Annotated in this window: 7 protein-coding genes and 1 pseudogene; 5 read left to right on the top strand and 3 right to left on the bottom strand. The window is 67.4% G+C overall.

The genetic code is table 11. From position 1 onward, the window contains the following. From ON44_RS26465 to ON44_RS26450, 4 genes and pseudogenes are all read left to right on the top strand, one after another. Positions 1 to 976: pseudogene (locus ON44_RS26465) on the top strand (hypothetical protein); the annotation flags it as partial. A 343-nt stretch (positions 977 to 1,319) separates the two neighbouring features. Further along, a complete protein-coding gene (locus tag ON44_RS26460; RefSeq protein WP_051182482.1) occupies positions 1,320 to 1,736 on the top strand; it encodes a hypothetical protein in 417 nt (138 codons plus the stop codon). A gap of 339 nt (positions 1,737 to 2,075) precedes the next feature. Continuing rightward, complete coding sequence (locus ON44_RS26455; protein ID WP_040694956.1) at positions 2,076 to 2,465, top strand: YchJ family protein; 390 nt, start codon at positions 2,076 to 2,078, stop codon at positions 2,463 to 2,465. A gap of 17 nt (positions 2,466 to 2,482) precedes the next feature. Further along, positions 2,483 to 2,773, top strand: coding sequence for an Rdx family protein (locus ON44_RS26450; RefSeq protein ID WP_040694955.1), 291 nt, complete (start codon positions 2,483 to 2,485; stop codon positions 2,771 to 2,773). 29 nt (positions 2,774 to 2,802) lie between these two features. Here the strand turns inward: ON44_RS26450 and ON44_RS26445 are convergent, their stop codons facing one another. Next, positions 2,803 to 3,030, bottom strand: a complete 228-nt coding sequence (locus ON44_RS26445) for an FmdB family zinc ribbon protein (protein ID WP_040694953.1) — start codon at positions 3,028 to 3,030, stop codon at positions 2,803 to 2,805. Between the two features lie 150 nt (positions 3,031 to 3,180). On the opposite strand from ON44_RS26445, the gene ON44_RS26440 reads away from it, so the two are divergent. Further along, positions 3,181 to 4,758: a carboxylesterase/lipase family protein gene (locus ON44_RS26440; RefSeq protein ID WP_040694952.1), complete on the top strand. Its 1,578-nt coding sequence runs from the start codon at positions 3,181 to 3,183 to the stop codon at positions 4,756 to 4,758. A gap of 115 nt (positions 4,759 to 4,873) precedes the next feature. On the opposite strand, the gene manB is transcribed toward ON44_RS26440, so the two are convergent. Beyond that, complete coding sequence (manB, locus tag ON44_RS26435) at positions 4,874 to 5,953, bottom strand: mannose-1-phosphate guanylyltransferase (RefSeq protein ID WP_040694959.1); 1,080 nt, start codon at positions 5,951 to 5,953, stop codon at positions 4,874 to 4,876. Between the two features lie 215 nt (positions 5,954 to 6,168). Further along, positions 6,169 to 6,978 (bottom strand): glycosyltransferase family 2 protein (locus tag ON44_RS26430; RefSeq protein ID WP_040694951.1); only part of this gene is annotated, 810 nt, incomplete at its 5' end.

The raw sequence follows: 6,978 nt of genomic DNA, 5'->3' as shown, positions 1-6,978 counted from the left end.
GCCACGCATCAGCGGCTGGCTGGAGGGGGCCCGCGCCGTCGTCGCGAACGGCAGCGAACTGCGCACACTCAAGCGCGCCGAGGATTGGCTCAAATCCGCGACGGCCGGATTGCGCGGGGAGCGGATGGCGCCGCTGGAAACCACGGCGCGCTGGGTCTGGCGCACATTGCGTCAGCAGAGCAATGTCGAACTCGGTGCGATTCGATTGCAGGGCAACGCCGGAACCGCGCGGCGGGTGCTGCTCGATGTCACCGTCGACGAGGTCGACGGCGCGGCGCTCGGCGTGATGAGTCAAGGCGAGCTGCACGCCCTCGGGCTTTCGCTGTTCCTGCCGCGAGCGACGGTGGAGGACAGTCCTTTTCGCTTCGTCATGATCGATGACCCGGTGCAGGCCATGGATCCGGCCAAGGTGGACGGCCTGGCCAAGGTGCTCGAGGTCATGGCGTGGACGCGGCAGGTCATCGTCTTCACCCATGACGAGCGGCTGGCCGAGGCTGTGCGGCGCATGCAACTGGACGCCAGCGTGCTCGAAGTTCAGCGCCGCGAACGCTCGGTAGTGGAAGTACGGGTATCCAGCGATCCGATCCGCCGCTACCTCGACGACGCCCGCTCCCTGGTCCGCACCCCGCAACTCCCGCCGGCGATCGCCGACGAACTGGTGGCCACCTGTTGCCGCTCCGCCGTGGAAGCGGCCAGCCTGGCCAGAGCCCGGCGCAATCTGCTCGCCGACGGCATGGACCACCGCGACGTCGAACGCCATATCGAAGGCGCGCAAACAACCCGCGCAATGGTCGCGCTCGCGGTAATGGGTATCGGCGGCCGAGTGGACGACCTGAACAAACACCTCGCCCGGGAAGGCAAATGGGTCGTCGACGCCTTACGCGACGCTACCGCAGGAGCACACGTCCCGATCGGCCGCAGCATGCGCGACCTGATTGCCGACACCGAGAAGTTCGTCGGCTGGCTACGCCGATGAACGAGTGCTGCGCATCGATAGCTCTGGGGTGGCGGTGAGCGCGGTGCGTGATGACGCGGACGACGGTCGGGCGCGAGATAGTGATCCATCGGGTGGCGCGGGGGTGCAAGGTATCGAGGGGCGACAAGACGGTGCCGGTCGGAAGGGGGATGGCGGCTCGCGGGGGAAGTCGGTCGGGCAGGGTGGAAAGGGTTGGGCGGGAAGGCAAGTCGAGGTGCCGGACGAATCGGGTGGGAACCGCGGCGCGGCTCGGCAGGGCCGTACGACTCGGCGGGGTGAGGGGGCTCGGCAGCAGAAGGTGGGTGGGGCGGGGCGGCGAGGGGGCGCGCGCAAGCAAGGGGCGGTGGGGAAACCACATCCGCCGCGGCCGACGGTGGCCGAGCGGTTCGAAGCGGTGGATCGCCTGCTCGACGGGTCGGTGACCGATGCCGATGGGCTGTGGTCGCGGGCGACGGTATGGATTCTGCGGCTCGCGCTCGAACAATCCGTCGACGAGTTGTGGTTGCGGGTGGCACCGGAATTGGCGCGCTGCCCGATGCGCGCCCAACTGCTCGCCCTGCGCGTATTCGCGGGCGACGCCACCGCCGCGCAGGTCGCAACGGTATGGGCAGCCCTGTCCCGCGCCGCCCACCACCACGATTACGAACTCGCCCCGAGCGTCACCGAACTACGCCGCTGGCGCGAGCAGACCGCGGCCATCGCCAGCTCACTCGCCACAGCCGCCACCCGCTGGATCGATCGAGAAGTCAGGACTGACTGAACAGTCCGATGACGCCGGCCAGCAGCGAAAGGCCCTCCGAGGCAATGGCGGAACCGGTTCCCAAGATGTTCAACACATTCAGCAGTCCCATGGCGGGCTCCTTGATCGGTGTCGACACTTCCGCTTATCCACCCCGTGATTCGTCGCCCCGGAGTTGCCGGATCGCCCACGTCAGCGCCCCTTTACGCGACACTCCGTGCGACACGCCAACGCATGGATCAAGATCAGGTGGAATCTGCGTTGGCATCGCCCGAGTAGCCCCCTCCACCAGTGCCACCTGATCTTGATCAAAGGCCCCGGAGTGTGCAGTGATACGCACGGCGAGCAAGATTCGTAGTCATGGACGACTCACAGCCGTGCCCGTGTAAGCGTGGGGAGCTGTTCGGCGCCTGCTGTGGTCCGGTGCTGGCGGGGGAGCGGCCCGCGGGGTCGGCCGAGGCGCTGATGCGTTCGCGCTATACCGCATTCGCGGTCGGCGATACCGAATACCTGCTGCGGTCCTGGCATCCGCGCACCCGACCGAAGACGCTGGACCTGGACCCGGACCAGCGCTGGCTGTTCCTGGAGATCGTGCGCACCGAGCGCGGCGGACCGTTCGACGACACCGGCACGGTGGAATTCATCGCCCACTACAAGGCCGAAGGCCGACGTGGATCTCTGCACGAGGTCAGCACATTCACCCGGGTGGACGGCGCCTGGTTCTACCTCGACGGCATCATCGAACCGTGACGGGTAGCGTGCCACCCATGCCACGTGTCGCGATCGAATACTGCACGCAATGCCGCTGGTTGCTGCGCGCGAGCTGGATGGCACAGGAATTGCTGAGCACCTTCGCCACCGAACTCGGTGAGGTGGCGCTGATCCCCGGCACGGGCGGCGTATTCCGCATCACCATCGATGGCGACCAGATCTGGGAGCGCAAGGCGGACGGCGGATTCCCTGATATCGCCGTACTCAAGCAGCGCGTGCGTGACCGCGTCGCACCGGACCGTGACCTCGGCCACGTAGACAAGCGAGACCGACCCGACCGAGCGTGATATAGACCACGCCGATCGCCGCGCCGGATTCAGGAGCAGCAGCCGCCACCGCAGCACCCGCCACCGGCGGGCCGCGGCGCCGGCGCGGGTGCGGCGGCACCGCCGCCACCCCTGCTGACCGTGGCAAATGTGGTCAGCAGCTTGACCGTGTCGTCGTGGCCGTTCGGGCAGGCCGCTGGATTCGACGCCTCCGCCATTGGACGGTTGACCTCGAAAGTGTCGCCACAGCTGCGGCACCGGAAGCTATAACTCGGCATCGGCCCAGCGTAGCGCCAAGGGTGAGAGGTGCGTCCTACCTATCCACTGTGCAACTGGACGTACTCTCGATTAGAGATCGCTAGGTGCTTGGACCCGGCCGGAGCAAACTCGCAGCGCACTGCCCGGGTCGTAGGCAGGAGGTGCGGAAGATGACCACGCAGTTCGATATCGAACCTGGCTCCGAGGTCGGCGACACCGAGCCGGTCGCCCAGACGACCTGGGGCCGCGTGAGTGGACGCTGGGACGGACCGGTGGCGGTGTGGCGCAGCATTCCGTACGCATCCGCGCCGTCCGGTCCGAACCGGTTCCGGCCGCCACTGCCGCCGCGGCCGTGGGATGGAATCCGCGAGTGCACGACCTTCGGCGAAATCGCCCCGCAGACAATGGGCAATATGGTCCCGGTCGACTCCGACCTGCGGATGGGGGAGGACTGCCTGTGGCTCAATGTGTGGTCGCCGCGTAGCTCGGCGGATAACGGTGCGCCGCGCCCGGTCATGGTGTGGTTGCACGGCGGCGCGTACTGCCTCGGCACCGCGGCCCAGGAGATCTACGACGGTCGCAAGTTGGCCGAAGCCGGTGACGTGGTCGTGGTGACGGTCAATTACCGCCTCGGTGCCCTCGGCTTCCTCGACTTGTCCTCGCTTTCGGACGATTTCACGCCGAACCTCGGGCTGCACGACCAGATTGCCGCACTCGAGTGGGTCCGCGACAATATCGCGGCATTCGGCGGCGATCCGGACAACGTGACGCTATTCGGTGAATCGTCCGGCGCCGGATGCGTGACCGCACTGCTGACTTCCCCGCAGGCGGCCGGTCTGTTCCACCAGGCGATCGCGCAAAGCCCGCCCGCGACAACGGTTTTCGGCCAGGAGCGGGCTGCCGCCGTGGCCAAACGCTTTCTGGAACTGATCGAGCTGCCGTATTCTCGCGCAAGCGAATTGCTGGAATGCCCGATCGACCGGATCGTCACCGCGGCGGGCGTACTGCTGGATGAGATTCCGTTGAAAGAGCCGGGCCGACTGGCCGCCGCGCCCGTCGTCGACGGTTATTTGGTCCCGACCTATCCCATCGACCGCTTTCAACAGGGCCGTTCGCATCGGGTACCGCTGATCATCGGCACCAATAAGGACGAGGCCTCGCTGTTCCGCGTCCTCCGCTCGCCGATCATGCCGGTGACCCCGGATGCGGTGAACGCCATGCTGCGCGATGTGGCCGCCAATCATCCGGATATGTCGCCCGAGCGCATCGCCGAAATCACCTCGGCCTATCCGGATCTCGCGAAAACCCGTGGCGCACTTGCCATGTCCACCGACGCGGCCTTCCGCATGCCGGCCCACTGGGTCGCCGACGGCCACGCCCAGCACTCACCGACCTGGATGTACCGCTTCGACCACGCCACCCCCATGCTGAAGGCAGCTCGCGTCGGCGCCGGTCACGCCACCGAATTGCCTTATGTCTTCGGCAATTTCGGCACCCTCAACCACGATCCCACCTTCTGGCTCGGCGGGCGCAAGGTAGCCATGGAAGTCTCCGGTCGCATGCAACGGCGCTGGCTCGCCTTCGCCACCCACGGTGTTCCCGCCGCGATCGACGGCTCCAAACACTGGCCCCCCTACCGCCCCAGCACCCGCACCACACTCCTGATCGACAACATCGACCGGGTAATCGACAACCCGGACCGCGACCTGCACACCGCCTGGGGCGAACAGGCCGTCGGCTTCAGCTGAGTCCCTCCGCACCTTCTCCGAGGCCGCGGAGGGGCAAGCAGCGGGTCGGTTGAGCTCGCACACGGTTCACCGTGCGCCCACCTCGCGCACGCCGAATACCTGGTGCGCCTTTCTATTACACGTCTGTGGAGAAGCGGATGCCGCCGTCCGGGATGTCGACGCCGGGCCAGATGCGGGCGCCGCGTAGTAGTTCGCAGCGGGCCCCGATATTGGCGCCGTCGCCGATGACGGCGTCGCGGACGAGGGCGCGGGGGCCGATGCGGGCGCCGAAGCCGATGATGGAGCGTTCCACAGTGGCACCTGCTTCGATGCGGGCGCCGTCGAAGAGCACCGCGCCGTCGAGGCGCGCACCTGCGCCTACTTCGGCACCGCGACCTACGACGGTGCCGCCGATGAGCAGCGCGCCCGGGGCGACGCCCGCCCCCTCGTGGACGAGAGATTCACCACGCTGTCCGGGCAGGGCCGGGGAGGGGGCGATGCCGCGGACCAGGTCGGCCGAGCCGCGGACGAAGTCCTCCGGCGTACCCATATCGCGCCAGTAGGAGGAGTCGACATGGCCTTGCACGCGGGCACCTTCGGCGAGCAGCGCAGGGAACACCTCGCGCTCCACCGACACCGGCCGCCCCGCCGGGATCTTCTCGATGTATTCGCGCCGGAAGACATAACAACCGGCGTTGATCTGATCGGTCGGCGGATCCTGCGTCTTCTCCAGGAAGGCGGTGACCCGCCCGTTTTCGTCGGTCGGCACGCAGCCGAATGCGCGCGGGTCGCTCACCCGAACCAGATGCAGGGTCACATCCGCATTAGTGGACTCGTGGGTGTCCAGGATCGCACCGAGATCGGTGCCGCCGAGCACGTCGCCGTTGAACACCATGATGTTGTCGGCGCGCAGCTTGGGCAGCACATTGCGGATGCCGCCACCCGTCCCGAGCGGTTCGGTCTCGGTGACGTACTCGAGGTCGAGGCCGAGGTCGGCGCCGTCACCGAAGTATTCCTCGAAGACCTCCGCCTTGAACGAGGTGCCGAGCACGACGTGGGTGATTCCGGCGTCCGCGATGCGGGCGAGCAGGTGGGTCAGGAACGGCAGTCCGGCCGTCGGCAGCATCGGCTTGGGCGCCGACAGGGTGAGCGGACGTAACCGCGTGCCCTGGCCGCCGACCAGAATCACGGCGTCGGTGCCTGCATTTCCTGCCATCATGCTCCCTGTTCACGGTGAATCGTGTGTTCGGTTGTGCGCGCTGGGTACCGACACCAGTTTTCAGTACCCAGCGACACGGCTTCGGCACCTGGCGTGCCGAACTTGTGACGTTACAGCGTGTCCGGAAAGCCATTTCGGCAGTTCCAGGCACGATCCTTCTCGGATGGACCGCAGCCTGCCACAGGGCACCGCCCGCGTTCTCGGAAGCTCGCTCAGCTCTGGGCTTCGCGCGCCTGTTGACGCAGCGCAGATCGAACCGCAATTCGGGAACGGATCGCAAGTCCGGCCCGCAACGCCAACCGCAACGGGGCCTGCCACCAGTGCGGATGCCGATCGGCCTGGAATCGGTACGCGCTCGCGTGGTGCGCGGGGAGCATTACCTCGGGATGGCGTCCGGCCGCGTGGCCCTTGGCATGGGTGACCTCGGCGTCGGGTACGAAGACGTTGTGCCAACCCGCCTTGCCCATCCGGTCGCCGAAGTCCACGTCCTCCATGTACATGAAGTAGCGCGAGTCGAAGCCGTCGATCGAATCGAAGGCCGCGCGCCGCACCAGCAGGCACGAACCGGACAGCCAGCCGACGGCCCGCTCGGAGATCTGCTCGTTGTCCTGGCGGTAGCGCAGGGTCCACGGATTCGACGGCCACACCGTGCCGAGAATGGCGTGTCCGGCGCCGTCGAGCAGTCCGGGCACCGAGCGTGCGGACGGGTAGACGCTGCCGTCGGGCTCGCGCACCATCGGCCCGAGCGCGCCCGCCCGCGGCCAGCGCTTCGCGGCGGCGAGCAGCTTGTCGATGGAATCGGTGCCCCAGCGGATATCCGGATTGGCGATGACGATGAATTCGACGCTCGGATCGATCTCCGCGACCGCCCGGTTGATCGCGCCGCCGTAACCGATATTTCCGCCGGTCCGCAGCAGTCGCACGTGTGCGTTGGCCTCCGCCGCCAGCTCCGGCGCACCGTCCACCGAACCGTTGTCGGCCAGGATCACCTGCGGTTTTTCACTGGTGGCAGCGGCCAGGGT

This window comes from Nocardia vinacea NBRC 16497 (assembly GCF_000308835.1).
Lineage (GTDB): Bacteria > Actinomycetota > Actinomycetes > Mycobacteriales > Mycobacteriaceae > Nocardia > Nocardia vinacea.
The sequence above is the reverse complement of the archived record's forward strand: the minus strand, read 5'-3'. Positions and strand labels throughout refer to the sequence as shown.